At 40.8% G+C, this 25,865-nt stretch carries 25 protein-coding genes; 22 read left to right on the top strand and 3 right to left on the bottom strand.

Annotated elements, in window-relative coordinates:
* The first annotated feature begins 4 nt into the window (after nt 1-4).
* The 19 genes from PH210_RS03625 (at nt 5) to PH210_RS03715 (ending at nt 20,558) form a co-directional block, all read left to right on the top strand.
* Nucleotides 5-1,189 (top strand): thiolase family protein, encoded by a 1,185-nt coding sequence (locus tag PH210_RS03625; RefSeq protein ID WP_289983750.1) that lies wholly within the window; start codon nt 5-7, stop codon nt 1,187-1,189.
* A gap of 14 nt (nt 1,190-1,203) precedes the next feature.
* Nucleotides 1,204-1,587 (top strand): PaaI family thioesterase, encoded by a 384-nt coding sequence (locus PH210_RS03630; protein WP_289983127.1) that lies wholly within the window; start codon nt 1,204-1,206, stop codon nt 1,585-1,587.
* Between the two features lie 26 nt (nt 1,588-1,613).
* A complete protein-coding gene (locus PH210_RS03635; RefSeq protein WP_289983128.1) occupies nt 1,614-2,012 on the top strand; it encodes a PaaI family thioesterase in 399 nt (132 codons plus the stop codon).
* 207 nt (nt 2,013-2,219) lie between these two features.
* A complete protein-coding gene (locus PH210_RS03640) occupies nt 2,220-3,425 on the top strand; it encodes an acyl-CoA dehydrogenase (RefSeq protein WP_289983129.1) in 1,206 nt (401 codons plus the stop codon).
* Between the two features lie 22 nt (nt 3,426-3,447).
* Nucleotides 3,448-4,221 carry an SDR family oxidoreductase gene (locus PH210_RS03645; RefSeq protein ID WP_289983130.1) on the top strand — a complete coding sequence of 258 codons (774 nt, stop codon included), beginning with the start codon at nt 3,448-3,450 and terminating at the stop codon, nt 4,219-4,221.
* Nucleotides 4,222-4,262: 41 nt separating this feature from the next.
* A complete protein-coding gene (locus PH210_RS03650) occupies nt 4,263-5,432 on the top strand; it encodes a thiolase family protein (protein WP_289983132.1) in 1,170 nt (389 codons plus the stop codon).
* Between the two features lie 84 nt (nt 5,433-5,516).
* Nucleotides 5,517-6,104 (top strand): TetR/AcrR family transcriptional regulator, encoded by a 588-nt coding sequence (locus PH210_RS03655; protein ID WP_289983134.1) that lies wholly within the window; start codon nt 5,517-5,519, stop codon nt 6,102-6,104.
* Between the two features lie 28 nt (nt 6,105-6,132).
* On the top strand, nt 6,133-7,809 hold the full coding sequence (locus PH210_RS03660; protein ID WP_289983136.1) for a long-chain fatty acid--CoA ligase: 1,677 nt from the start codon (nt 6,133-6,135) through the stop codon (nt 7,807-7,809).
* Between the two features lie 93 nt (nt 7,810-7,902).
* Nucleotides 7,903-8,766 (top strand): branched-chain amino acid ABC transporter permease, encoded by an 864-nt coding sequence (locus PH210_RS03665; protein WP_289983138.1) that lies wholly within the window; start codon nt 7,903-7,905, stop codon nt 8,764-8,766.
* On the top strand, nt 8,766-9,815 hold the full coding sequence (locus PH210_RS03670) for a branched-chain amino acid ABC transporter permease (RefSeq protein WP_289983140.1): 1,050 nt from the start codon (nt 8,766-8,768) through the stop codon (nt 9,813-9,815). Before PH210_RS03665 ends, PH210_RS03670 begins: the two co-directional genes overlap by 1 nt.
* Before the next feature lie 5 nt (nt 9,816-9,820).
* On the top strand, nt 9,821-10,585 hold the full coding sequence (locus PH210_RS03675) for an ABC transporter ATP-binding protein (RefSeq protein ID WP_289983752.1): 765 nt from the start codon (nt 9,821-9,823) through the stop codon (nt 10,583-10,585).
* Nucleotides 10,578-11,285 carry an ABC transporter ATP-binding protein gene (locus PH210_RS03680; RefSeq protein ID WP_289983141.1) on the top strand — a complete coding sequence of 236 codons (708 nt, stop codon included), beginning with the start codon at nt 10,578-10,580 and terminating at the stop codon, nt 11,283-11,285. Before PH210_RS03675 ends, PH210_RS03680 begins: the two co-directional genes overlap by 8 nt.
* Before the next feature lie 89 nt (nt 11,286-11,374).
* Nucleotides 11,375-12,589, top strand: a complete 1,215-nt coding sequence (locus PH210_RS03685) for an ABC transporter substrate-binding protein (RefSeq protein WP_289983143.1) — start codon at nt 11,375-11,377, stop codon at nt 12,587-12,589.
* A 253-nt stretch (nt 12,590-12,842) separates the two neighbouring features.
* A complete protein-coding gene (locus PH210_RS03690; RefSeq protein WP_289983145.1) occupies nt 12,843-13,787 on the top strand; it encodes an MBL fold metallo-hydrolase in 945 nt (314 codons plus the stop codon).
* Between the two features lie 56 nt (nt 13,788-13,843).
* Nucleotides 13,844-15,364, top strand: a complete 1,521-nt coding sequence (locus PH210_RS03695; protein ID WP_289983147.1) for a long-chain-fatty-acid--CoA ligase — start codon at nt 13,844-13,846, stop codon at nt 15,362-15,364.
* A gap of 110 nt (nt 15,365-15,474) precedes the next feature.
* Entirely contained in the window at nt 15,475-16,368 is an 894-nt protein-coding gene (locus PH210_RS03700; RefSeq protein WP_289983148.1) for a R2-like ligand-binding oxidase, read from the top strand.
* Nucleotides 16,369-16,396: 28 nt separating this feature from the next.
* Nucleotides 16,397-17,923, top strand: coding sequence for an aldehyde dehydrogenase family protein (locus tag PH210_RS03705; RefSeq protein ID WP_289983149.1), 1,527 nt, complete (start codon nt 16,397-16,399; stop codon nt 17,921-17,923).
* A gap of 17 nt (nt 17,924-17,940) precedes the next feature.
* A complete protein-coding gene (locus PH210_RS03710; RefSeq protein WP_289983150.1) occupies nt 17,941-19,149 on the top strand; it encodes an iron-containing alcohol dehydrogenase in 1,209 nt (402 codons plus the stop codon).
* 197 nt (nt 19,150-19,346) lie between these two features.
* Nucleotides 19,347-20,558, top strand: a complete 1,212-nt coding sequence (locus PH210_RS03715) for an acyl-CoA dehydrogenase family protein (protein ID WP_289983754.1) — start codon at nt 19,347-19,349, stop codon at nt 20,556-20,558.
* 37 nt (nt 20,559-20,595) lie between these two features.
* On the opposite strand, the gene PH210_RS03720 is transcribed toward PH210_RS03715, so the two are convergent.
* Nucleotides 20,596-21,210: a TetR/AcrR family transcriptional regulator gene (locus PH210_RS03720; RefSeq protein WP_289983151.1), complete on the bottom strand. Its 615-nt coding sequence runs from the start codon at nt 21,208-21,210 to the stop codon at nt 20,596-20,598.
* Between the two features lie 155 nt (nt 21,211-21,365).
* Between PH210_RS03720 and PH210_RS03725 the strand changes: the two genes are divergently transcribed.
* The 3 genes from PH210_RS03725 (at nt 21,366) to PH210_RS03735 (ending at nt 24,541) form a co-directional block, all read left to right on the top strand.
* Nucleotides 21,366-22,619 carry a GNAT family N-acetyltransferase gene (locus PH210_RS03725; RefSeq protein ID WP_289983153.1) on the top strand — a complete coding sequence of 418 codons (1,254 nt, stop codon included), beginning with the start codon at nt 21,366-21,368 and terminating at the stop codon, nt 22,617-22,619.
* A gap of 18 nt (nt 22,620-22,637) precedes the next feature.
* A complete protein-coding gene (locus PH210_RS03730; RefSeq protein WP_289983154.1) occupies nt 22,638-23,498 on the top strand; it encodes a GNAT family N-acetyltransferase in 861 nt (286 codons plus the stop codon).
* Between the two features lie 104 nt (nt 23,499-23,602).
* Nucleotides 23,603-24,541: a manganese-dependent inorganic pyrophosphatase gene (locus PH210_RS03735; protein WP_289983155.1), complete on the top strand. Its 939-nt coding sequence runs from the start codon at nt 23,603-23,605 to the stop codon at nt 24,539-24,541.
* Nucleotides 24,542-24,591: 50 nt separating this feature from the next.
* Here the strand turns inward: PH210_RS03735 and PH210_RS03740 are convergent, their stop codons facing one another.
* Both PH210_RS03740 and PH210_RS03745 read right to left on the bottom strand, forming a co-directional pair.
* Nucleotides 24,592-25,140: a DUF3231 family protein gene (locus PH210_RS03740; RefSeq protein ID WP_289983156.1), complete on the bottom strand. Its 549-nt coding sequence runs from the start codon at nt 25,138-25,140 to the stop codon at nt 24,592-24,594.
* 119 nt (nt 25,141-25,259) lie between these two features.
* On the bottom strand, nt 25,260-25,823 hold the full coding sequence (locus PH210_RS03745) for a hypothetical protein (protein ID WP_289983157.1): 564 nt from the start codon (nt 25,821-25,823) through the stop codon (nt 25,260-25,262).
* Between the last annotated feature and the right edge of the window lie 42 nt (nt 25,824-25,865).

The raw sequence follows: 25,865 nt of genomic DNA on the forward strand, positions 1-25,865 counted from the left end.
CTTTATAGTGGAAGAGATTGTTATTTTAAGTGCTGTTCGTACACCTGTCGGAAGGTATGGCGGTGCATTAAAAAGCCTTAATTCTGGACAGCTCGCCTCCATTGCAATAAAAGAGGCGATTAACAGGGCTGGGATCTCAGCCGATCAAGTTGATGAAGTAATATTGGGGGAAGTCAGACAAACAACTGAGTCTTCGAATGTGGCCAGAGTTGCGGCCTTAAGGGCAGGGGTCCCTGAAAGCGCTGCTGCGTTTACAATTAATCGCTTATGCGCTTCCGGCATGCAGGCGGTCGCATCCGGCGCACAGCAAATTGCTTTCGGGCAGGCAGAAATCGTAGTTACGGGCGGTACAGAAAGCTTGAGCAATGCCCCTATTTATCTGAGAAACTCCCGCTTTGGCGGAGATAATACGAAACTTGTAGATTCGAATACTGAAGCAGGTCAACAGCCAGTTGAAATCTATGGCCAAGATCTTGGTATGGGCATAACCGCAGAAAATGTTGCTGAGCGGTTTTCGATTTCCCGGGAGGACCAGGATGCTTTTTCGCTGCAAAGTCAATTAAGGGCTTCTGCTGCTATCAATAATAATCATTTCCAGAATGAGATCGTTCCGGTTGAGATTAAAAGCAGAAAAAGCTCATTTATCTTTACAGTTGATGAACATCCAAGACCGGAAACCTCTTTGGCAGCACTTAATAAGCTTCGCCCTGCCTTTAAAGAAAATGGCACAGTTACGGCTGGAAATGCCTGTGGCAGAAATGATGGGGCAGCTGCATTAGTACTGACGTCAGCAAGTCATGCTGGTAAATTAGGGGTAAAGCCGCTGGCCAAAATCGTAGATTGGACCTCTGTTGGGGTTTCTCCTGAAATCATGGGGATTGGACCGGTACCGGCGGTTAGAAAGCTTTTGGAGCGCACAGGATTAACTCTTGATGATATTGATTTAATTGAGCTGAACGAAGCTTTTGCCGCGCAAGCCTTAGCGGTTATTCGTGAATTAAATTTAGATATGGATAAGGTAAATGTTAACGGCGGCGCTATTGCCCTTGGACATCCACTGGGTGCTACAGGAGCAAAAATCATAACCACCTTAATCCATGAACTAATACGCCGTGAGAAAAAGAGGGGAATCGCTACTCTTTGCGTCGGCGGAGGCCAAGGAATGGCATTGATGGTCGAGGTTATGTAGAAAGGAACATGGGAGTGAACCTACCAAAGACATCATCTACATTTTTTGATTATATGGGGTTTAGAAGCACGATTGCTGATAAGTTTGAATTAACTTTACCCTTGCAGACGCATTTGCTCCAAGATGATGGAACGATTCATCCTGGTGTTTTTTCAACGATGCTCGATATTTCTATGGGTGCCACCATCTCCATAGAAACGAGTTCCTTTGCTACCACGATAAATTTAAATCTTTCCTTTTTTGACCTATTGCCAAAGGATATTTATCAGGCGGAAACAAAAATCTTGAAGCATGAAGGCAAATATGTAACGGCTGAGGGGACGATCTTCACCGAAGACGGGGTTTTAATTGCTAAGGGAATAGGTACTTTCAAGGCAACTCCGAATAAACAGAAGTAAGGAAGGGAGGGGGGAGGAAGTTGCTGATGGTGGAAAAAGAAATTTATAAAATTTTTGAAAAGAATCCATTTTTTAAGCATATCGGATTTGAGATTGTAAGCGGAAATGAAGATGAAATTTTACTCAAGCTGGCTGTAAAAAAAGACTTATTAAACACTAATAATTCTCTGCATGGCGGAGTCCATGCCTCCATGCTTGACATGGTTCAATCCATTCAACTGCGTACAATTTATCAAACATCTATATCAACTGTGAATTTAGATGTGCATTATTTTGCTCCTATAAACACAGGAGATCTCTTTGCCAGGGCAAAAATACTCCAGCAAGGTTATAAAATAGCCACGATTGAATCGGAAATAATCGATGAAAATAATCAACTTATTGCAAAAGGCACTGGTGTTTATAAGATAGTTCGACAGTCGTAATAAAAAAAATTTCAAAAAATTACTAGATTAATATAAGAATATCTTTGTTAATACAAGAAAAACAGGCTCTTTTGGCTAAACAAATATGTTTCTACTATATCAATGAGAAATTTGTCGAAAATCAGTGTGTTGAATATTCTAAAAATTATGGATATATTAAATTTAGTAACATACCAACTAGTTAGTATGTTAAAAGGAGTGTTAATGATGAATTTCACTTATTCTGAAAAAGTGCAAGAGTTACAAAAAAAGCTTAATGACTTCATGGAAGAATATATTTATCCAAATGAAAAGGTTTATCATGAGCAAATTGATAAAAATGCTCCGTTTTCAAAGGTTCCTCCCATCATGGAAGAGTTGAAGGAAAAAGCAAAACAGCACGGTTTATGGAACTTGTTCTTACCAGAAAGTGAATATGGTGCCGGATTAACGAATTTGGAATACGCCCCGCTTTGTGAGATTATGGGCCGATCCAGCATTGCCCCTGAAGTATTTAACTGTGCAGCACCAGACACAGGAAATATGGAAGTCCTTGTTCGATATGGAAAGGAAGAGCATAAAGAGCAATGGCTTAAACCGTTATTAAACGGCGAGATTCGTTCCTGTTTCTCGATGACAGAGCCAGATGTGGCTTCCTCTGATGCGACCAACATCCAGTCTAGTATTATCAGGGATGGCGACGAATATGTCATCAATGGAACGAAATGGTGGTCATCAGGTGCCGGAGACCCACGTTGTAAGATAGCGATTGTCATGGGTAAAAACGATCCAACTGCTCCAACTCACGAGCAACAATCTATGATTCTAGTACCACTAGACACTCCGGGAGTAACGATTAAACGGATCTTGCCGGTTTTCGGTTATGACCATGCCCCGCACGGACATGCTGAAATTGAATATAAAAATGTTCGAGTGCCTGCTTCCAACATGCTCTGGGATGAAGGAAAAGGCTTCGCTATTGCACAAGGTCGACTCGGCCCAGGAAGAATTCACCATTGTATGAGAACCATCGGAGCAGCAGAACGTGCACTTGAAGAACTTTGTAAGCGTGTTCAATCCAGAACAGCTTTTGGTAAAAAGCTATCCGAGCAAGGTGTTATTCAGGAATGGATTGCCGAGGCAAGAATTGATATTGAGCAGGCTAGATTACTGACACTTAAAGCGGCATACATGATGGATACTGTAGGGAATAAAGAAGCGAAAGCAGAAATCGCCATGATTAAAGTAGTGGCTCCAAATATGGCATTAAAGGTAATCGATCGCGCCATTCAGGCATTTGGTGCAGCAGGGGTCAGTGAGGATACACCGCTGGCAGCCAGCTGGGCTAATATCCGAACTTTGAGATTAGCGGATGGGCCGGATGAGGTTCACAAGCGAGCGATTGCAAGATACGAATTAAAAAAATACCGTTAATGGTTTTATAGGAGGAAGTACCATGCATGTTCAAAAGCTGTTTGATTTAACAGGAAAAGTGGCAATAGTTACTGGAGGCGGCAGAGGTCTAGGCCAGCAAATCGCTGAGGGCTTTGCGGAAGCGGGAGCAAATGTTGTTGTTTGTTCAAGAAAGCTTGAGGCATGTGAGGAAGTGGCTGAAGGGCTTAGAAAGCTGGGGGTTGAAAGCTTTGCATTAAAATGTGATGTTTCCAATCCTGAAGATGTAAAAAACGTCGTAGAACAAACAGTGGAGAGGTTCGGACGAATTGACATTCTCGTAAATAATAGTGGAGCCTCTTGGGGAGCTCCTGTTGAAGAAATGCCGCTTGAAGCCTGGCAAAAGGTTATGAATGTTAACGTAACCGGAACCTTCTTAATGTCCCAGGCAGTCGGAAAGGTCATGATCGAGCAAAAAGCTGGAAAAATCATTAACATTGCATCTGTTGCAGGCTTACAAGGAAGCAATCCGAAATATATGAATGCCATTGGCTATAACTCTAGTAAAGGGGCAGTCGTAACCTTTACAAAAGATTTAGCAGTTAAATGGGGTCCACATGGTATATACGTTAATGCCATTGCACCGGGGTTCTTCCCAACGAAAATGTCAAAAGGACTGCTTGACGAGGGCGGTGAAGCGATCCTCGAAGGTACACCATTAAGAAAGTTTGGCTCTGATACTGATTTAAAAGGGGTTGCGCTATTTTTAGCAGCACCAGCTTCAAATTTTGTTACTGGTGATATTGTGGTGGTAGATGGCGGCGCTCATGCAATGTAGAAGACAATCGGAAAAAGTTTGAATAAAAGGAGTCGATATATTTGAAAAGAGATGCTGTCATCGTTTCAGCTGTTCGAACAGCGATCGGCAGGCAGGGCGGTGCCCTAGCAGGCGTTCCAGCACATGTGTTGGGTGCAGAAGTGATCAAAGAAGCTGTAAAAAGAGCGAAAATTAAGCCTGAAATGATTGATGATGTTATTTTTGGCAATGTTCTGTCGGGTGGAGGAAATATTGCTAGATTATCAGTCATACAAACAGGATTATCGATTGATATTCCAGGGGTAACCGTTGACCGTCAATGTGGATCTGGTATTAATGCTATTAATCTGGCAGCCCAGGCGATTAAAGCAGGTGATGGAGATATCTTTGTGGCTGGCGGAACTGAAAGCATGAGCCGTGCCCCGTATTTGATGGCCCGTCCGGAAAAAACATACCATGCTGAACCACCAAGTTTTATTAAATTACAGGTATCAACTGAAAAGGCCGGTAATCCGCCAATGGGAATAACTGCAGAAAATCTGGCGGAAAAATACCAGATTTCAAGAGAAGAACAAGATCAATTTTCACTTCAAAGTCAACAGCGGATGGCAGCAGCAATGAAAGAGGGACGTTTTGACGAACAAATTGTCCCGATCACAATCCCCGTTAAAAAGGGTGAGCCTGTGATCTTTAATACCGATGAACACCCAAGACCGCAAACGACGATCGAGGCATTGGAAAAGCTTCAGCCAGCCTTTTTGAAAGGCGGCACAGTTACAGCTGGAAGCAGCTCAGGATTAAATGATGCCGCATCCGCTCTTGTTATCATGTCGAGAGAAAAAGCGGAAGAATTAAATCTTACTCCGTTAGCTGTTATCCGCCAATATGCCGTAGCGGGAGTAGATCCGAATATCATGGGAATTGGACCTGTTCCGGCGGTTAGAAAAGTACTGGAAAAATCAGGCCTTTCGCTTGAACAAATGGATCTAATTGAAATTAACGAGGCTTTCGCTGCTCAAGTGTTGGCCTGTAATCGTGAGCTTGAAATGGATCTCGCAAAAGTAAATGTTAACGGGGGTGCCATTGCCCATGGACATCCGTTAGGCGCAACTGGTGCTATCCTGGCAACAAAAGCTGTATACGAGTTACATCGCTCCGAAGGAAAATATGCTTTGATTACCGCTTGTATTGGCGGCGGTCAAGGAATCGCTACGATCATTGAACGCGAATAATATCAAAACTAAACATTAGGAAAAGGAGGCAGCTTGTTGCCTCCCCTTCCCTCCACCTAGATTAATAGTCGAAAGGAACATCCTATGAAGCAAAAAATTATGGAAACAGGTATCCATTTATTTCACCAAAATGGTTTTAAATCCACTTCTGTGCAGGATATTGTTCAAGAAATGGGTGTTACGAAGGGAACCTTTTACTATTATTTTAGCAGTAAAGAAGAACTTTTGAAGGATATTCACTTATCGTATATTGAGGAGATTGTGAAACAGCAGGAAGTCATTTTAAAAAACAATTCCTATGATTTTACGAAAAAACTTTATGAGATTATCTTTATGCTCATAAACAACATACAATCTAAAGGCCCTAGTGCCCGGATTTTTACAAGGGAAAATAGGCATTTAAATGAAAAACATGTAGAAGAGATAAAAGAAAAACGAGCTCAATTCCGAAGAAATACGCAGAAATTGGTTGAAGAAGGAATTAATCAAGGTGTACTCAAGAAGGAATTCCGAGCAGATATCTTAACCTTGGGGATTCTTGGAATGACGAATTGGAGCTATTATTGGTTCAATCCTGACGGCGAAGTCCCAGTTGAAAAAGTGGTTGAGATTTTTCTAGATATGGTCCTTAACGGAATATCAAATCCTGAGAAGGTTTCAAACTCCATTTAACATTCTAATTGAAAAGGAGAGCTGCACCATGTTAACTCTTCATCACAAATATTGGCCAAAACTTGCAAAATCTCTGAAGGTTCCTTCCACTTCACTTTATGACAACCTTCTAGTAAGTGCACGCCGTTATCCCGAACAAGATGCTATTTATTATTACGGAAACAAACTTACATATCAGGACCTGGATGCTGAAGTCAATGCCTTAGCAGGGTATTTAGAACACAAGTTAGGAGTCCGTAAAGGTGACAAGGTTTTGCTGTTCATGCAAAATTCGCCGCAATTCATCATTGGCTATTATGCAATTATAAGGGCAAATGCCGTTGTAGTACCGATCAATCCAATGCTGGTTGCCAATGAACTAGAATTTTATATCCGAGACTGTGGAATCAAAACAGCCATTGCTGGACAAGAACTATATGATCGAGTCCAGCCCCTATTAGGCAGAACTTCGCTAGAGAATTTATTAATTGCTGCTTATTCCGATTATAAAGGGGAAGATTTTCAAGGAGTATTGCCGACTGAGGTTGAATTGCCAAGAGCAACCTTCACTGAACCCAACCATTACCATTGGTGTGATGCTATTCAGGCAAATCTGACCCCATCCGAACATACATCGAAGGGTGAGGACCTTGCCGTCCTTCCTTATACATCCGGTACAACAGGGCTGCCGAAGGGTTGTATGCATACGAACAAGACAGTTCAGGCTAACACGGTTGGCTGTTATCATTGGTCACAGTCAACGCCAAATGCGATTCACCTTATGACGCTCCCACTTTTCCATGTCACAGGAATGGTGCATAGCATGCATATGCCAATATACAGCGGCAGTACAATTGTGATCATGACCAGATGGAACCGGGATACTGCTGTTGACTTTATTAAGAATTTAGGATGTACTCATTGGGTTACAATAGCGACAATGATTGTCGATTTCTTAGCGAATCCAAAGTTAGTTGCAGAGGATATTTCCACATTAACCTCCATTTCTGGAGGGGGCGCTGCACTGCCAGAGGCAGTTGGTGAAAAATTATATAAACTTTCGGGATTACGATTTGTGGAAGGATATGGACTTTCCGAAACGATTGCCCAAACCCATTTCAATCCGGCAGAACGTCCTAAAATGCAATGCCTTGGTATTCCATCCTTTGATGTGGATGCTAAAATCATTGAACCTGCAACCGGAAAAGAACTAGGTGTCGGTGAGGTCGGGGAAATCATCGTCAATGGTCCGCAGGTAATGGTAGGTTACTATAACCGTGATGATGAAAATAGAAGTTCATTTATCGAAATTGACGGGAAGAAGTTTTTCAGAACAGGTGATATTGGACGTTATGATGATGAAGGTTATTTCTTCATAGTCGATCGTGTGAAACGGATGATTAATGCATCTGGATTTAAGGTTTGGCCGACAGAAGTAGAATCCTATCTTTATAAACACCCAGCCATTCAACAGGCCTGTGTTGTAGGCGTTCCTGATCCAAGGAGGGGAGAAACCGTCAAAGCATTTGTCATTTTAAATGAAGGCTTTGAAGGGAAAGTGACTGAGGAAGAAATCATCGAGTGGTCAAAAGAACATATGGCTGCGTATAAATACCCAAGATACATTGAATTCAGAAAGCAGTTCCCAATGACATCCAGCGGAAAGATTTTATGGCGTACTCTGCAGGATGAGGAAAAAGCAAAAGCGGAAAATACAGTTCAATAATAGTGAATATCAAACGGTGAACTCTAAATGGAGGGCCCACCGGATGGAATATTTTGTGGACAAGCAGTGTTTCAACCAAAAAGGGGGAGAGCAATGGAGATTTTAATTCAGCAGTTATTTAATGGTCTGACCATTGGAAGCGTATATGCCCTAGTAGCGTTAGGATTAACGTTAGTTTATGGTATTCTGCACATACCAAATTTCGCTCACGGTGCGTTATACATGATGGGTGGATATGTAACCTTAACCATGATGACCAAATTTGGACTTCATTACTGGATTGCGATATTCGTTTCAATAATTGTGGTTGGTCTTATCGGGGTATTAATGGAAAGGTTAGTTTTTCATCCGCTTAGAGAGGCACCACCAATCCATGATAAGATTGCTGCCATTGGTATTCTCTTATTCTTGGAAGCATTCGCTCAAAAAATTTGGGGTGCTGATTACCAGTCAATGCCAACCCCATATGAAAGTGTTGTACAAATCTTTGGTTTAACGATTACTATGCAAAGGCTGTTAATTGTTATCGCTGCAATTGTCGTAATGATCTTGTTATATCTATTCCTAAAAAAGACCTATACCGGTGCAACGATCATTGCCATGTCGCAAAATCGTGAAGGAGCAAACTTAGTTGGGGTAAATACAAACAAGGTTGCCATGTTAACTTTTATGATTTCAGGGGGCCTTGCTGCAATCGCTTCGTCATTATCGGCACCTATTAATCTAGTATTCCCAGGAATGGGACAACTCGTCATTTTAAAAGCATTTGTAATCATCATCCTTGGCGGAATGGGAAGTATTCCAGGCGCGATTGTAGGAGGCTATATTTTAGGGTTTAGTGAAAGTTTAGGTGCAACCTATATTTCAAATGACTATAAGGATATCATTGCCTTTGTCCTCCTCGTTATTATCTTAACAGTTAAACCGACAGGACTGTTTTCAAAGGGGGGCCATTAATGTCAACGATCTCAAATCGAAAAATTGTTATTCCTGTATTAATTTTACTTGCCGTTTTCTTTCCTTTAATGACTCAAAATAATACGTATATTATTCACGTCATGACATTGTCCTTCATCTGGATGATTGGGGTTTATGGTCTCAATTTACTAGCTGGTTATACGGGATACCTTTCCTTGGCACATGCCGGATTCTTTGCCATCGGTGCGTATTCACTTGGAATTTTAACAGTTAAAGCACAAATGAATTTCTGGCTGGCGTTTTTGTTAGCTCTTGTTATTACAAGTGTCATAGGACTTATCGTTGGCATAATTGCCTTACGGACAAAGGAGCATTTCTTCGCCATTTATACCTTGTGCTTAGGTTATATTCTTTATCTAGTGATTGATAAATGGGAGAGTCTTACAGAAGGCGTCCGCGGATTAATTGGGATTCCGGCCCCAGCCAATATTGGCCCAATCAAATTTGATAACGAACTATCAAATTATTATCTTGTTTTAGTGTTCTTACTCCTAGTCGTTCTAGTTATGTATCGAATTATTCACTCTTTATCAGGAAGAACCTATATTGCGATTCGTAATAGTGAGGATCTTGCGCAAACCATCGGAATTTCAACGATGAAAAACAAATTAACCGTATTTGTTCTTTCTACGTTCTTTGCAGGTCTCTCTGGTGCTTTGTATGCTTCATTTGTACGCTTTATTGGACCAGACATTGGTGCTATCCAGATTACGTTTGACTTACTAACCTATTTACTAGTAGGGGGTATTGGAACATTAACCGGTCCTATTGTCGGTACGCTGCTCATCGTTTGGCTATCCCAATTTTTGCAAGATTTACAGGATCAACGGATGCTCATATTTGGACCAATTTTAACTTTATTGGTTATTTTTTACCCACGTGGTATCGTCGGAGGAGTTTCTAGTCTTTTCCAAATGATCAGATCGAAAGGCAGTCAGAAATCAACAACTGTGTCTAAGGGGCGAACTGCCAAAGAAATGGTCATTGAAAAAAATACAATCTCAGATAAACAAGTGAAGGAGGGATAGGCGTGATCTTTTTAGAAACAAAAAATCTGACGAAGAGGTTCGGTGGTAATACAGCCGTTAATAATGTCGATTTCACGATTGAACAAGGGAAAATTAATGCGATTATCGGTCCTAATGGTGCTGGGAAATCTACCTTTTTTAACTTGATTAGCGGATTCCATCAACCGACTTCCGGGCAGGTTATTTTTAAAGGAGTGGATATTACTAAGATGCCATCCAATAAAATAGCGGAACTTGGAGTCGCCCGTACCTTTCAAACAACTAATTTATTTGAGCAATCGACTATTTTAGATAATGTAATCGTCGGTCATAGATTAAGAACGAAATCAACATTAGTTGATGCCATATTAAGAACACCTCGTCTAAAGAGGGAAGAAGCACAATGCCGTGACAAGGCAATGGAAGTGTTAGAATTCGTTGGTTTGAAAAACATCGCTGGTAACATTGTTGGCAGCTTAACTCAAGAAGAGAAGAAGCGGACAGCATTTGCGCTAGCGCTAGCGACCGATCCAGAAATTGTTTTCCTAGATGAACCGGCCGCTGGTGTAAACCCGGATGAAACCGAAGGCTTAGCGGAATTAATGCAAAAGATGGTGTCAAAAGGGATTACGGTTTGCTTAATCGAGCACAAAATGCAAATGATTATGAGAATAGCTGATAAAATTATGGTCTTGAACTATGGTGTAAAAATTGCCGAGGGCAGGCCAGACGAAATCCGTAATAACGAAACGGTTATTAAAGCTTATTTGGGAGGGAGCGCCATTGCTTAAACTTAATAACGTCTCTGTCAAATATGGAAGCTTTACAGCCGTCCATGACATTAATATTGAAGTAAATGCTGGAGAAATCGTTGTCCTATTAGGCGCAAACGGGGCTGGAAAGAGTACAACATTCAGGACTATAAGCGGATTAAGCAAGCCAGCAGTAGGCGAAGTTCTCTTTGAAGGGGAAAAAATCAATAGGAAGTCAGCTGATCAAATTGTCCAATTAGGAATTGGTCAATGCCCTGAAGGACGAAAACTGTTCCCTGCCATGTCTGTTGAAGAAAATCTTAATATGGGTGCCTATGTACATCGTCGGAAGAAAGGGCAAATCAAGCAATCTCTTGAACATGTCTATGAATTGTTCCCGATTTTAAAGGATAAGCGCCATGACGCAGCGGGTTCTCTGAGCGGCGGTCAACAGCAAATGGTTGCCATCGGCCGAGCTTTGATGTCAAAACCAAAGGTAATGCTCCTGGATGAACCATCCATTGGCCTTGCTCCATTAATCGTTGAGCAAATGTTTGAAGTCATTCAGAAAATCAATAAAGAAGGAACCACTATCCTTTTAGCTGAACAAAATGCCAACGCTGCATTAAAAATTGCTGACAAAGGCTATGTTTTTGAAAACGGCTCCATTGTCCTAAAAGGTACTTCAGCCGAATTGTTTGCTAATGATGAGGTCAGAAAAGCCTATATTGGGGCTTAAAGTCTAACATTGCCTTTAAGGGGGTGATGAAGGGACCATTCATCACAGTCAAAATCTGAAAAATTATTTTATTACTAGGGGGAAGACCAATGAAAAGAATGAAGTCATTATTTATTATGTGTTTTATCTTCGTTATGATTTTCAGTTTGGCTGCATGTAATAGTACAAGCGATAAGACAGCAAGCACAAAGCCAGCATCCAATGGCGGCGGAAGCAAATCAGGAGATGTTGGAACAGTTAACATTGGTTATACGGGCCCATTAAGCGGACCTGCAGCATTTTATGGTAAGCGTACCCTAAACGGAATTTCGATGGCAGCTGATGAAATTAACAGCGCTGGCGGATTTGAAGTTGGCGGTAAAAAGTACAAATTAAATATCGTTTCATTAGACGATAAATACTTACCAAATGAGGCAGGAGCCAATGCGAAAAGGCTGATGCAGGAAAACAAAACGCCAATTATTTTTACCCCGCACAGCGGCGGCGTATTCGCATTACAAGTATTCAACCAACAAGATAAATTCATTATTGGTGCTTACACAAGTGAACCGAAAGTTTCTGATGTTGGCAACAAACTAACTGTCCGAATTCCTCCTCGTTATGATGGCTATCTAAAGCCGTTTACTGATTATGCAATGGACAAGTTCGGAAAGAAAATTGCTTTCCTTCCAACTGCATCACAATATGGCAAGGACTGGTCTGCAAAGCTTAAACCATATTGGGAAAAACAAGGTGGAAAAGTGGTTTACAATTCTTCCATTGACTTTGCGAAAGAAACTGATTTCTTTACAATCGTTACAAATGCTCTTAAAGAAAAGCCGGATGTATTATTTATTGGTGGTGCATCTGAACCAACAGCAAAGGTGGCAAAACAAGCAAGAGAGCTTGGATTTAAGGGTGGTTTCATCATTATGGACCAGGCTAAATTAGATGAAATGAAAAAGATTACTGGCGGCTATGATGCACTTAACGGAGCAATTGGTGTAATGCCATTAGTTGATTCTGATGAGGCTGCTGTCCCTGAATATGTGAAGAATTATAAAGCTAAATATAATGAAGATCCAGGCTCTGAAGCAGGCTTAAATTACATTGGTATGTATGCATTCGTTGAGGCTATGAAGGCTGCTGGCTCCGTTGACGATGTTGAAAAAATCCGTGCCAATATGCAAAAGGGTCTTGATAACTTACCAGACAAAGCAAAGGTTTACAATATTCCTAAAATTGGCGAGGATGGCGGTTTCGAATCAAAGTTAGTAGTTGCTGCTGTTGAAAATGGTAAAATTGTGCCAATTCAAGTGAAATAATTTCCAAAAATAAAAGAGTAATAGCCAATTTAAAAAAGCTTTTCCCCCTTGTAGAAATTACGAAAATGCTTCATCCGTGATTGTACACAAGGGGGATTTATTATTTTTTGAAAAAAATAAATAATTTTCATATTTTGGATGAAGATAATCATATTATAGGATTGCTAGTAATATAGTTTTGATAGCAGATGGGGGGTAACCTTCTGCATATTGTGGTGGTAGAATAATATTTTTGGAAGGGAGGGGCAATGGATTGGTTAAAATAGTCCCACTTGAATTAGAAACGCACTTTGCTGATGGTACGGTAAATGCCTTTTTAGCGATTGGTGAAACCGTTACGTTAATAGATACTGGAAATCCCGGCAAAGAGTCCTTTCAGAAGCTTAAAACAAAATTACATAACTTTGGAGTTACTTTAAAAGATATTGATCAAATTGTGCTTACCCATATTCATATAGACCACGCAGGAGCTATACCACATATTCAAGAAGAAATAGATATACCTATATTTGTCCATGAACAGGCGAAGGGTTCGATTAATACTGGTTTTAACGAGTTTGAGAGAGTCCAGCAGTTTTTTAATAATTTTATAGAAAGCTGTGGGGCAGATCCCTTCGAACATATCATTCAACGCCGCTTCAGAGAGGAAAAGTGGCGAAATGTTTCCTACCTAAATGAAGGGGATGAAATTCATTTGGGTGGACAAAGGTTTGAACTAGTACATGTTCCCGGTCACAGCCAATGTGACATTTTGCTCTGGAATCCCGAAACAGGGGATGCTCTTGCCGGTGACCATCTTATAAAGGCCTTTTCTGTAAACGCTTTTATCGAACCGCCTAATTCGGGGGAGAATGTCAGGCCAAAGCCGCTTCTTCAGTACCGTCACTCTCTCGAAAAAGTAAGCCAGCTGCCACTAACAATGATTTACCCAGGTCACGGAGAAGCATTTTCTGACCATTTATCGTTGATTAAAACAAGATTGCTAGAACAGGAAAAGCGTTGTGACCAGATCATACAAATTCTGCGCAGGGGTGAAAAAACAATATTTGAAATCTGTTCTGAAATGTATCCACGTTTACATGGCAGAACCGTGTTTTTAGGATTATCACAAATTCAAGGTCATTTAGATTTGTTGGAGGAAAGACAACTTGTCCGCTATGAACATAAGGGTTCAATTGTCGTCTGTCACGCCATATAAGTTGGGGAAATTCTTTCATTTTTGAAATTTCATTTTTTTAAATAGGAGAGGATTTAATGAAGTTAAAGGACCTGCTAGAGACCAATATCGCTGAGTTTGGGGAATATCCGCTATTATTTTTCAAGGATAAGACCTTTACAAATGTGGAAACGAAAAATTACGCTGAACAATTAGCCAATGGATTACAGAGGCTTGGCATTGATAAAGACGACCGTGTTATTGTCTGCATGCCCAATTGTCCTGAAGTCCTTTTTGCCTATCAAGGAATTTCGAGGGCGGGAGCGATCATCGTTCCAGTTATGTTCACTCTTCATCCAAAAGAGCTTCATTACATTGCCTTAAATTCAGGGGCTAAAGCAGTTATAACTTCCTCTTATGTTCTTCAAAATGTTGAAAAAGCTTTAGAAGGATTACCGTCAAAACCTCAGTTAATTGTGGTTGATCAGCCGTCAAATGACCAGGCGAAAAACTTTTATGATGTATTGGCTCAGGGGGAAAGCCGTGAGTTAGGTGAAGTGAAACCAGAAGATACAGCAGTTATTTTATATACATCTGGTACTACAGGAAATCCAAAAGGTGTTCTTTTAACTCATAAAAATCTCTTCTCTAATGCAGCAAATTCCGCCAAACATAATGATACAGAGCGAGGGACTACACTTGGGGTTCTGCCGCTTGCGCATGTCTATGGTCTGACGGTTTCCAATGTTTGCTTCCTTACGGGAAGTTCGATTGTCGTTTTCTCCAGCTTTGATGTAAAAGAAGTGTTCAGCGCGATTGAGAATTACCGAGTTAAAACTTTTTCAGCTGTTCCTGCGATGATTCACGCCTTAGTTTCTTATCCAGAAGCTGACCGATATGACACTTCGAGCTTAGAGTCAGTGGGTTCAGGATCAGCACCGCTTCCCGTCGCATTATTAAATGCGTTTGAACAAAAGTTTGGCGCAAAGGTTTATGAAGGCTACGGGCTTTCAGAAGCAGCACCGGTTGTCACGGCCCATAAGAAAGGCTATGAGGTCAAACCTGGTTCGGTCGGCATTCCGATTCCGGGGGTAGAAGTGAAAATTGTGAATGAAATTGGTGAGGAACTTCCAATAGGAGACGTGGGCGAATTAATCGTTCGCGGTGATAGTGTAACGCCAGGATACTACCAAAATCAGGAAGAGTCACTTCGGGTGTTAAAGGATTCGTGGTTATATACCGGTGATATGGCTCGGATTGATGAGGTTGGATATGTTTACATTGTCGATAGGAAAAAGGATTTAATCATTCGCGGCGGCTTTAATGTTTACCCGCGTGATGTCGAAGAAATTCTCAATGCTCATGAACAGGTGTTTGAAGCGGCAGTTGTCGGAGTCCCAGATGAGCGAATGGGTGAAGAAATGGTTGCATGCGTTGTCAAGAAACCGGGTAATGATGTGACGGAAGAGGAATTAATCAGTTATTGCCAGGATCATCTCGCTAAAAACAAAACACCTAGAAGAGTAGTGTTTCTTGAGTCCTTGCCTCGAAATGGAGTAGGGAAAATCTTGAAAACTCATTTGCGTAAAGCGGCTTCAAATATTGTAATCAAACCCTAAAGAAAAGGCTGTGTTACATGCCACCGTTGATTTTTTTAACAATTGGTTGGAGCTCAAATCAACAGCCAAGGTTAACAGAAGAACCAAAGATAAAAAGGAGGAATAAACGCATGGAAAAAAGGACCATTTTAACGACAAGTAAACGAGGGTTACTTGAAGATTCTTTCCCTTATCGTCTTTATCAAAAAGCAAAGCGGCTGGGAACTTGGAATCCGGCAGATATCGATTTTAGCAAGGATCAGCAGGATTGGAAAACTCTTAACCCTGTTCAAAAACAGGATATACTGAGGCTGATTTCGCAATTCCAGGCAGGCGAAGAGGCGGTTACTCTTGATCTTCTTCCACTAATTATGGCAATTGCCAAAGAAGGGCGTCTTGAGGAAGAAATGTTTCTAACCACCTTTTTATATGAGGAAGCCAAGCACACCGAATTTTTCCGTCTTGTGTTAAATGCTCTTGGCGAGAGAGGGGACCTTTCCCATTTTCATACAGAAACATATCAGAAAATTTTCTATGAAATTCTCCCAACAACGATGGAACGCCTTATAACCGACCAGTCTCCAGAAGCAATAGCCGAAGCATCTGTCGTTTACAACATGTTCGTTGAAGGCGTATTAGCAGAAACGGGGTATTACTCGTTTTATGAAGCGTTAGAAAAGTCAAATATAATGCCAGGTCTCCTCGAAGGAATAGGGAATTTAAAGAAGGATGAGTCAAGACATATTGGCTACGGCACCTTCCTTTTGCAAAGATTGATTTGTGAACATCCGCATCTCTTTGATTTTGTTGCTGCCAAGATGGCAGAACTGACTCCGTTAGCTATTCGGTTAAATCAGGAAGGAATTGACGGAAGGGAGGTAAGTTCATTCGGGGGAAATCCTGATGATGTCATGAATTTTACCTTAAAACAACTATCTGTCCGGATGGAAGTCTTAGCTAGAGCCAAAGGTAAAAAAATCGAAGAGATTTATAGATTAACAGACAGTGAGATTGGAGTTTTGTAATGAAAATATGACTAAGGAGGTTTTTACGATGACAGTAAAGGTAGAGGTGCCAGCATTTCCACACTTTATAAACGGAACGTGGGAGCAAGCAAGCAGCCAGGAAATGTTTGATGTGTTCAACCCGGCAACGGGTGAGCTAGTAGCTAAGGTTGCAAAAGGAACGCCGGCTGACGTGGATCGTGCTGTGAAAGCAGCGCGCGATGCCTTTGACCATGGCGATTGGAAAAGTATGAAGCCAAAGGATCGGGCAAATGTACTCTACGCTATTTCCAATCAAATCGCTGCGAATGCTGAAGAATTGGCGTACTTGGAAGCAATTAGTTCAGGTGGTACAGTACGCCGAATTGGAAGCAGCGATATTTTACAAATGGTTGATTTATTTCAAACGCTGGCAAAATTTACGTTAGAATATCCTTTTTCTGAGACTCTGCCAGTTCCACCATTCCCTGGGCCGGCCCATAACTTTATCTGGAGAGAGCCTATTGGCGTTTGTGCAGCCATCACCCCTTGGAATCTGCCAATGGTAATCGCGACATGGAAGATCGCTCCGGCACTGGCAATGGGGAACACTATTGTGATTAAACCTGCCAGCTATACCCCGCTTTCTACTCTGAAACTAGCAGAAATTATCTCTGCTGTGGTCCCTCCAGGTGTCATAAACGTTGTGGCAGGTCCTGGTGCCGAAGTAGGAGAGGCCCTGGTAACACATCCAATGGTTGACAAGGTTGCCTTTACAGGATCAACCGAGGTTGGCAGAAGAATTATGGGACTTGCCGCTGGGTCGATAAAAAATACTACCCTAGAGCTTGGGGGGAAATCGCCAAATATAATTTTGGAAGATGCTGACCTAAGTATCGCCCTCCCTGGAAGTTTGTTTGGTGTATTCCTTCATTCCGGTCAGTTATGTGAATCGGGTACCCGGTTATTTGTCCCAGATAAACTTTATGACCAAGTTGTAGAAAGACTTGCGGCCTTGGCTGGAAAATTAAAGCTTGGAAATCCGCTTGATCCCGCAACGGATGTTGGACCTGTCATATCAAGAAAACAAAAAGAAACCATTCTCTCTTATATTGAGGCTGGAAAACAAGAGGGAGCAACATTGGTTTGCGGCGGCAAAGAAGTGAAGGTCCCAGGCTGTGAAGAAGGTCATTTTATCGAGCCGACGATTTTTACCAATGTAACTAATGATATGAAAATTGCTCAAGAGGAAATTTTTGGACCTGTACTATCTGTTATCCGTTATTCAGATTTAGATGATGCAATTAAAATGGCAAATGATACGATTTATGGATTAGCTGCAGGTGTTTGGACCCGTGACGTAAATAAGGCCTATGAGGTTGCGAGAAAGCTTCAAGCAGGTGTGGTTTGGATCAATGACTGGCATATGCTTCGCAGTGATGCCCCGTTTGGCGGCTATAAACAAAGCGGCATCGGCCGGGAAATGGGACAGCATTCGCTTGATGCTTATACACAAGTGAAGCATGTTCACACTTCCATGTCTCCAGAGCTGGAAAGGCGTAATTGGTACGGTATTTTATTCGGCCAAAACAAATGAAGAGGTGAGGATTTAAAATGAAAACAACCTTATCACAGTTCATGTTACGTACTGGAATTTACAGCGGTTCAAATTCACGGGCCATGGTACCGAGTTTATTTGCCGGACTTGGTGCCAAACGTGTACTTCTTCTAAGCGATAAAGGCCTAGAAAAAGCAGGTATCGTCGAAAAAGTAGCGTCTATTTTTGAGCTGACTGGCCATGGAAGCGGCCCGCAGCTAGTTGGAACGTATCTTGACATTGCTCAGGATGCGGAAAGCCGTTGTATTAATGATGCGGTCCGTTATGCAAAGGAAGTCGGGGCAGATAGTTTGCTGGCGGTTGGCGGCGGAAGTGTCCTTGATACTGTCAAAGGTGTGAAGTATGCACTCCATAAAGGGCTTGCCGACATTAAAGAGGCCATTCCGGGCGGCTTGTTATATGAGTCTTTTCCAAAGGCAAATCATATCGCAATTCCGCATATTGCTATTCCAACTACAGCAGGAACCGGATCAGAGGTTTCGCCAATTGCTGTTATTTATAATGAGGATATTCAAATGAAGACGAATATCATCAATCCGTTTATAAATGCCGATATGGCCGTTTTAGATCCGGACTTAACTGTCGGGCTTCCGCCATTCATTACCGCTTTTACTGGGTTTGATGCGTTAACTCATGCAATTGAAGCATTGGCATCACCGACAGCGACAGGATTAACAGATGCTTATGCCCTTCATGCGATTCGCTTAATTGAGAAAAATCTTCCGGTTGCGGTATACAATGGCGAGAACCTTGGAGCCCGTATGGATCTGCTTCAGGCGAGTTTAATGGGAATTACCGCCTTCAGCTTCGCTTTAAATGCGATTCCAGTTCATAATATGGCCCATGCATATGGTGCGTTATTCCGCATTCCGCATGGCTTGGCAAACGCTGTGTTCTTACCGGTGGTAATGGAACTGGTTCCGCAGCTGTATTTGCCAAAGGCGGCTGAACTGGCGGAAGCCTTAAATGTAGATGCGAAGGGAGATTCGGCTGAAACCACTTTATCTAAGGTTGTGGATAAAATTCGCTTGCTCCAGAAAAAGTGCGGCCTGCCGGCTGATTTTAAAGAATACAATATTTCGGAAGAAGCACTGCTGCAGACGATTCCAGCCGTAATGAAGGACCCGGCGGCATTGAGTTTCCCAATGCCAAAGGAATTGATTGCGGCGATTGGGCAAAAGGTTGTTCCGTTGACGGTTAAGTAAATTAGAATTGTCCCTCGGCCGGGGAATAAAAATTCCTTGGCTGGGGTGATTCGCAAATAAGTGGGCTAAATTCGCAAATAAAAAGCTTAGATTCGCAAATAAAATAACTAGCTTCGCGAATAAACAAGGAAAATTCACAAATAAACCAGGATTCTCGCAAATAACCTTACAATAGACTCAGGAGGAACATAACAATGATGGATTTTTCACTTACAGAAGAACAAGAATTACTAAGAAAAACAGTAAGACAGTTTGTAGACAAGGAAATTAACCCATATATTCGGGAATGGGATGAAAAACAGCATTTTGAATCGTCCATTCTAACACGTCTTGCTGATTTAGGACTTATGGGTGTATGTATTCCTGAACAATATGGCGGCAGCGGCATGGATTATAACTCTTTGGCTATTGTCTGCGAAGAATTAGAAAGAGGAGATACGGCCTTCCGTACAGCGGTATCAGTTCACACTGGTCTTAACAGCATGACCTTGCTGCAATGGGGTAATGAAGAACAAAAGCAAAAGTATCTCACACCTCAGGCAAAGGGTGAAAAGGTTGGTGCTTTTGGATTAACCGAGCCAAATGCAGGCTCCGACGTTGCGGCAATGCAAACTACAGCCGTAAAAGAAGGCGATTATTACATATTAAATGGGTCTAAAACATGGATTTCCCTTTGTGATGTAGCCGATCATTTTTTGGTGTTTGCTTACACGGATAAGAGCAAAAAACATCATGGAATTTCCGCATTTATTGTAGAGAGGAAATGGGAAGGATTTTCTTCAAAAGCGATTAAAGGGAAACTGGGAATTCGTGCAGGAAATACGGGGGAACTCTTTTTTGATAATGTGAAAATCCCGAAAGAAAATTTACTTGGACTAGAAGGGGAAGGCTTTAAAATTGCCATGGCTGCCCTAGATAATGGCAGATTTACCGTGGCAGCAGGTGCTTGTGGAACCATCATGGCCAGCTTAGAGGCAAGCTTAAAATATTGTCATGAAAGGAGTACCTTTGGAAAAGAAATTGGCAAGCACCAGCTTGTACAGCAAATGATTGCCAAAATGGAAGCGGGCCTAGTGCAATCACGTTTACTTGTATTTAGAGCCGGCTGGTTAAAAAATCAAGGGAAACGAAATACACGTGAAACCTCTCTAGCAAAGTGGCAGGCTTGTGATTATGCCTGGGAAGCTGCAAACGATGCAGTACAAATCCACGGGGCATATGGATTCTCCAATGAGTACCCAGTAGAGCGTTATTTAAGAAATGCCAAGGCACCAGTTATTTATGAAGGAACACGTGAAATTCATACTGTTATGCAGGCGGAATATGTTTTAGGCTACCGCGAGGACAAGCCCTTATTAAGCATACTTCCTGCATGGCCGTTTGAAGAAGCAAAAGAAACAGTAAAGTAAAACGTAAAACCCATTATGGCATATCCATAATGGGTTTTTAGTTAAATCCTAATTTAGTATATATTAGTTCTTGTATTTCTTTATAGACCTTTTGATAAGGATATTGGTCCAACAGCATCGCAAAATGTAAGGAGATACCGTCAATAACTCCCCAGAATATGAAGGAAAGTTCATCTGGATTAACGTGTGTTGAGATTTCCCCTTTTTCAATTCCTTCCACCAAAATCCTTTTAAAAAGGTTTTTATACAATTCATATCGAGCCAGCATGATATCGCGCAGTTCGTTTTTTCTAGTAGAATACAGCCAAAATTCGATATGTACCCGGGTTGAATTGGAAAATTGGGGATGTTGATCAAGGTGACTATATAGATGGAAAAAATAATCCAGCTTTTCTCTTGTATCAGCCAATTTTTCGAGTTCGCGTTTTAGCGAAGTAATATTCTCGTTGGTATGCTGATTCATTAATTCAATGTAAATATCATCTTTGGAATTAAAATAATTATAAATGGCTCCCTTGCTGATTTTGGAATGGGCAACAATATCGTCAATAGTGGCAACTTGAAATCCTTTTTCAGCAAAACATTCGAAGGCACTCTTGAGGATTGCCGCTTTCTTTTCTTGCTTATATTTATCGGAAACAACTGGTGGCATAAACATCCTCCCCAAAAATTCTTGACTAAGACTAATCTTAACAAAAAACATGTCAAAATGTAATGAAAGATTTTTATCAGAAAATATTGAAAAAGGGCTAAGGATTTGATTTAATAAAAATAGACTGAATAGTCGGTTTTGATTGGAGGGAAAAAATGAGCGAGATTAGAAAATTAAATAACGACGAATTAAAGGAATTCGTAGATATCGTGACAAATGCTTATCCTGGGATGATGCAACCAACAAAAGAGATGAAAGAAGCCACTTTAAAAAGATTTATCGAGCGACAGAACCAAGATGAGTCCCTCGATTTTTACGGCTTGTTTAGAAATGATAGATTATTGGGAGGGATGAGGCTTCATTACTACCAAATGAACCTTTTCAAAAAATTCATTCCTGTAGGGGGAGTTGGGCTTGTAGCAGTCGACCTTTTACATAAAAAAGAAAAAGCAGCCAAGGAGCTTATTTCATATTTTCTAAGTTTCTTTGTAGAAAAGGGAACAAATATGGTGCTACTTTATCCATTCCGTCCTGATTTTTACAAAAAGATGGGGTTTGGGTATGGACCAAAGATGCACCAGTATCGAATCAATCCGCAAAACTTCCCGCTAGGTCCGAGTAAAACAAGACTTAGGTTTTTAAGCTTAATAGATAAAGAGAAAGTTAGAGATTGTTATTCAAGGTATGCTATAAACACCCATGGAATGTTTTATAAAACCGATGCGGAATTAGAAGGGATGTTTAAAAATCCAGACAACAGAATAATTGGATTTGAAGAGGATAATGAAATCAAAGGCTATATGCAGTTTTCATTTGAAAAAAGGAGCCCAACCAATTTTATAAACAATGACTTAGTCATCAAAGAAATGATTTTCGAAACCCCAGAAGCTTTGTTAGAAATTAGCACGTTTCTCCATACACAGGCGGACCAGGTAAACCGAATTGTATGGAATACCCAAGAGGAGAATGTCCACTTTTTGATTGAGGATCCACGTAATGGTTCTGATAATCTCCTTCCTAGTGTATATCATGAAAGCAGCCTCTCAGGAGTAGGATTAATGTATCGCATCATTAATGTTCATGGGATTTTTGAAGATTTAAAGAATCATAATTTCAACCAGGTAACGGCGAAGGTAAAACTTAAGATTAAGGATACATTTTTGCCGCAAAACAATGTCGAGTTAATTCTCCATGCTCATAACGGCTGGGTAAAAGTGGCTTCAAATGGGGATTATGATGTTGAAATCTCATTGGATATATCAGATTTTTCTTCAATGCTCATGGGAGTTGTAACCTTTAAAGAGTTATATATATTGGGAAGAGCAGAAGTATCAAATTCCAAGTATATCCGGACTATGAACTGTCTGTTTTTCTCAATCGAAAAGCCTAGATGTATTTCTGTATTTTAGCTTAGGAGGGGAAAAGGAATGCAATATACAATAAAAAAATTAACCGAATGCACCATACAAGAGGCGGTTATGGCCTGGAACCGAGGATTTGAAGGATATTTTGTCCAAATTGAAATGACACCTGATATGTTTTTTAATCGCTTGGTAAATGAAGGTCTTTCATTGAGCGATTCCGTTGTTGTATTTGATCAGAAGGAACCAATCGCTATCGTTGTGAATGGGTTTCGCACGGTGGAGGGTAAAAAAACAGCCTGGAATGGTGGAACGGGAATTGCTCCAGAATATCGAGGGAAAGGTGTTTCCCAACTATTAATGGAAGAAACTTTAAAAATTTATCAGGAAAATGGGGTCGAAGCTGCCACACTTGAAGCAATAAAGGAAAATGAAAAAGCCATCCGCTTATACCAACGATTTGGTTATGAAATAATCGATTCACTCGTTTTCTTAAGCGGGGCACCAAAGGGTACAAATGTGAACCCAATTCAAGCCGAATCAATCCGCCCAGAAAAGCTCCCGCTTCTTCCATTTTATAAAGAAAATGTCCCATGGCAATGCCAATGGCAGAGCGTAAAGTCTGGTGAAGCACAAGTATATTATAGTAAGTCCGGAAATCCACTGGGATATGGCTTGTATAAGAAAGTGTGGAATCAAAATGGCCAGCTAGAGAAGGTATTTTTATATCAGGTGAAATTATTAGCTGACGTGAATGTCCAGAACATAAATGCCATTTTGGCCGCGATCACTGAAAATGCCGATAATACGGTGAACTTCACGATCATCAATGGGGCCATCTCCAATTCAGTTATTCAACACCTTATGGATCTTGGATTTAATAAAACCACAGAGCAGGTTCAGATGCTAAAAAAAATCACCGAATAAATTTTTTTTGAAACCTATATCGTATTATTATATAATTTCCAATAGGGCCATGTTCATTTAATGGGGCGGTCTTACATAATTTAATACGATTAGGAGTAATAAAAATGGAAAAAGTATTGATTTTCGGACATAAAAATCCAGACACAGATTCAATTTGTTCTGCTATCGCCTATGCAGACTTAAAAACACAGCTAGGGTTAGAGGTTGAGCCTATCCGCCTTGGCCAAATTAATGGCGAAACACAATTTGCGCTTGATAAATTTAATGCTGAGGTTCCACGGTTAGTTGAAGCCGTGGCTACGGAAGTCAACTCCGTTATCTTGGTTGATCATAATGAGCGCCAGCAAAGTGCAAACGACATTACTGATGTTCGTGTATTAGAAGTAATTGACCACCACCGGATTGCCAACTTTGAAACAAGTGACCCCCTTTACTACCGCTGCGAGCCAGTTGGATGTACAGCAACGATTTTAAATAAAATGTACAAGGAAAATGGCAAGGAAATTAAACCTGAAATTGCCGGACTTATGCTTTCAGCGATTATTTCTGATTCCTTGTTATTCAAATCACCAACCTGCACGCAAGAAGACGTGGCCGCAGCGCGTGAATTGGCAGAAATTGCTGGTGTCGATGCAGAAAGCTACGGATTAGAAATGCTTAAAGCTGGTGCAGATGTTAGGGATAAATCAATTGAAGAACTTTTAAGCCTGGATGCTAAAGGATTCGAAATGGGCGCAAGCAAAGTGGAAATTGCACAAGTGAATGTAGTTGACACGGCAGATGTCCTATCACGTCAAGAGGAATTAGAAGCTGCTATTTCGCAAAAAATCGAAGAAAAAAACCTTGATTTATTCTTATTTGTTGTCACAGATATTTTAACTAACGATTCAATTGGTTTAGCGCTAGGAAGCAAAACTGTGGCTGTAGAAAAAGCTTATAATGTGACACTTTCCAATAACACTGCAACCTTAAAAGGTGTTGTTTCCCGTAAAAAACAAATTGTTCCTGTCTTAACAGATATTTTCACTAAAGGTGAAATGTAATAAAAAAACCGTTCATGCTTACAATCAGCATGAACGGTTTTTTACTAAGTTTAGTTTCTTGGTAAACCAGGCGGATAATAATAGGGAGGGATTTTGAGCCAGCCGCGGTTTTGCATCATTAATTTAAAAGAGCAGCCATATTTAAATATTTCATATTGGATTTCAAAAAACTTTTGACAGACATCATTTCGAATGCCCATGGCTAAAGCTTGTCCGATGAGAGTGATTTCAGCGGCAATCTTAGCAGAGACCAAGTTGGCCAGTTCCTCATCTGTATATTTGACACCAAGAGGAATGGTATCCTGATTAGACTTTGGTTTGGCTTCCGAAGCGGGCGGCAAGGGAATGCCTTCTTTGATAAAAAAGTTCCGTAAACGATCAATTAAACTTCTTGATAATTGTTCCCCGTTAGTGAAGGCATGGACTAACTGATCATCTTTTGTGGTATTAAGTCCTAATTGATAAACAATCAAGCCTTCTTCAAGTAAAGTAAGCAACACCCATAAATTCGTTACTTCACCGGTATGTAACGGTTTTTTTTCTTCCCCATCGACCAAGGGTGCAAATAGGTCTTTGATCGATTCAAAAATATTCGTCATGACTTGCCTCCCAATTTTATATCTCATTTACTACCTAATTCTATTTTGTGTGAAATTTGGAATTTTATTTCCAGTTTTTTTGTTAAAAAAAATCGTTCACAGACAAAAACTGTGAACGATTATGTTTCAGTATGATTCTGCTTTTCTTCCTTTTTATGATTTAAAAGAAAGAAAGTTAGTGGTTGTTCTGAGCCAGTCATTAGTTTATACACATAAGAGGAGGTTACTTTATAGCCATCTTCAATTTTTTTCGCTAAATAATTCGTCCTTTCAAAAAGGATAGAACGAATATTGTTTAGCTGCCGTGACATTTTGTCAATCAGGGCTTCCTGTGTATCTAAACGCTGCAAAACCCCCCCTTGAAACTCCGCTTGTTCGGCAAGTTTTCCTGCCAAATCTTTTTGCAATTCTAGCTGCTTATCATTAATAGTCTGTAAGCATTGGATGATCTGCTTTTCAAATTCCTTTTGGTATTGATGATTTTCTCTTAAGTCGTGGAGTTGATTGTCAACCTGTTTCCAATGAATGGCTTCGGTCTCTTTATGAAGCTGTGATTGCATTCTAAGTTCATTAATTAGCTCGGTAAAATAATCCTTCCGCGAGTACGCTTGATTAGGTTCATTAATATTTTGCTTATTTTTAAACACTTCAGGGTGCTCACGATTGTTGATAAATAATCCCATACCTCACCCGCCCTTTTTATCTTTAGTACTGATATTTTATGT

Source organism: Paenibacillus sp. BSR1-1, from assembly GCF_030403775.1.
In the GTDB taxonomy this organism is placed as follows: Bacteria; Bacillota; Bacilli; order Bacillales; family Cytobacillaceae; genus Neobacillus.

Coding starts and splice junctions, on each gene's coding strand:
- PH210_RS03660 (WP_289983136.1), top strand. CDS start 6,133: ATGTTAACTCTTCATCACAAATATTGGCCAAAACTTGCAAAATCTCTG.
- PH210_RS03655 (WP_289983134.1), top strand. CDS start 5,517: ATGAAGCAAAAAATTATGGAAACAGGTATCCATTTATTTCACCAAAAT.
- PH210_RS03715 (WP_289983754.1), top strand. CDS start 19,347: ATGGATTTTTCACTTACAGAAGAACAAGAATTACTAAGAAAAACAGTA.
- PH210_RS03670 (WP_289983140.1), top strand. CDS start 8,766: ATGTCAACGATCTCAAATCGAAAAATTGTTATTCCTGTATTAATTTTA.
- PH210_RS03665 (WP_289983138.1), top strand. CDS start 7,903: ATGGAGATTTTAATTCAGCAGTTATTTAATGGTCTGACCATTGGAAGC.
- PH210_RS03725 (WP_289983153.1), top strand. CDS start 21,366: ATGAGCGAGATTAGAAAATTAAATAACGACGAATTAAAGGAATTCGTA.
- PH210_RS03730 (WP_289983154.1), top strand. CDS start 22,638: ATGCAATATACAATAAAAAAATTAACCGAATGCACCATACAAGAGGCG.
- PH210_RS03645 (WP_289983130.1), top strand. CDS start 3,448: ATGCATGTTCAAAAGCTGTTTGATTTAACAGGAAAAGTGGCAATAGTT.
- PH210_RS03745 (WP_289983157.1), bottom strand. CDS start 25,823: ATGGGATTATTTATCAACAATCGTGAGCACCCTGAAGTGTTTAAAAAT.
- PH210_RS03700 (WP_289983148.1), top strand. CDS start 15,475: ATGGAAAAAAGGACCATTTTAACGACAAGTAAACGAGGGTTACTTGAA.
- PH210_RS03640 (WP_289983129.1), top strand. CDS start 2,220: ATGAATTTCACTTATTCTGAAAAAGTGCAAGAGTTACAAAAAAAGCTT.
- PH210_RS03705 (WP_289983149.1), top strand. CDS start 16,397: ATGACAGTAAAGGTAGAGGTGCCAGCATTTCCACACTTTATAAACGGA.
- PH210_RS03685 (WP_289983143.1), top strand. CDS start 11,375: ATGAAAAGAATGAAGTCATTATTTATTATGTGTTTTATCTTCGTTATG.
- PH210_RS03720 (WP_289983151.1), bottom strand. CDS start 21,210: ATGCCACCAGTTGTTTCCGATAAATATAAGCAAGAAAAGAAAGCGGCA.
- PH210_RS03635 (WP_289983128.1), top strand. CDS start 1,614: ATGGTGGAAAAAGAAATTTATAAAATTTTTGAAAAGAATCCATTTTTT.
- PH210_RS03740 (WP_289983156.1), bottom strand. CDS start 25,140: ATGACGAATATTTTTGAATCGATCAAAGACCTATTTGCACCCTTGGTC.
- PH210_RS03695 (WP_289983147.1), top strand. CDS start 13,844: ATGAAGTTAAAGGACCTGCTAGAGACCAATATCGCTGAGTTTGGGGAA.
- PH210_RS03735 (WP_289983155.1), top strand. CDS start 23,603: ATGGAAAAAGTATTGATTTTCGGACATAAAAATCCAGACACAGATTCA.
- PH210_RS03710 (WP_289983150.1), top strand. CDS start 17,941: ATGAAAACAACCTTATCACAGTTCATGTTACGTACTGGAATTTACAGC.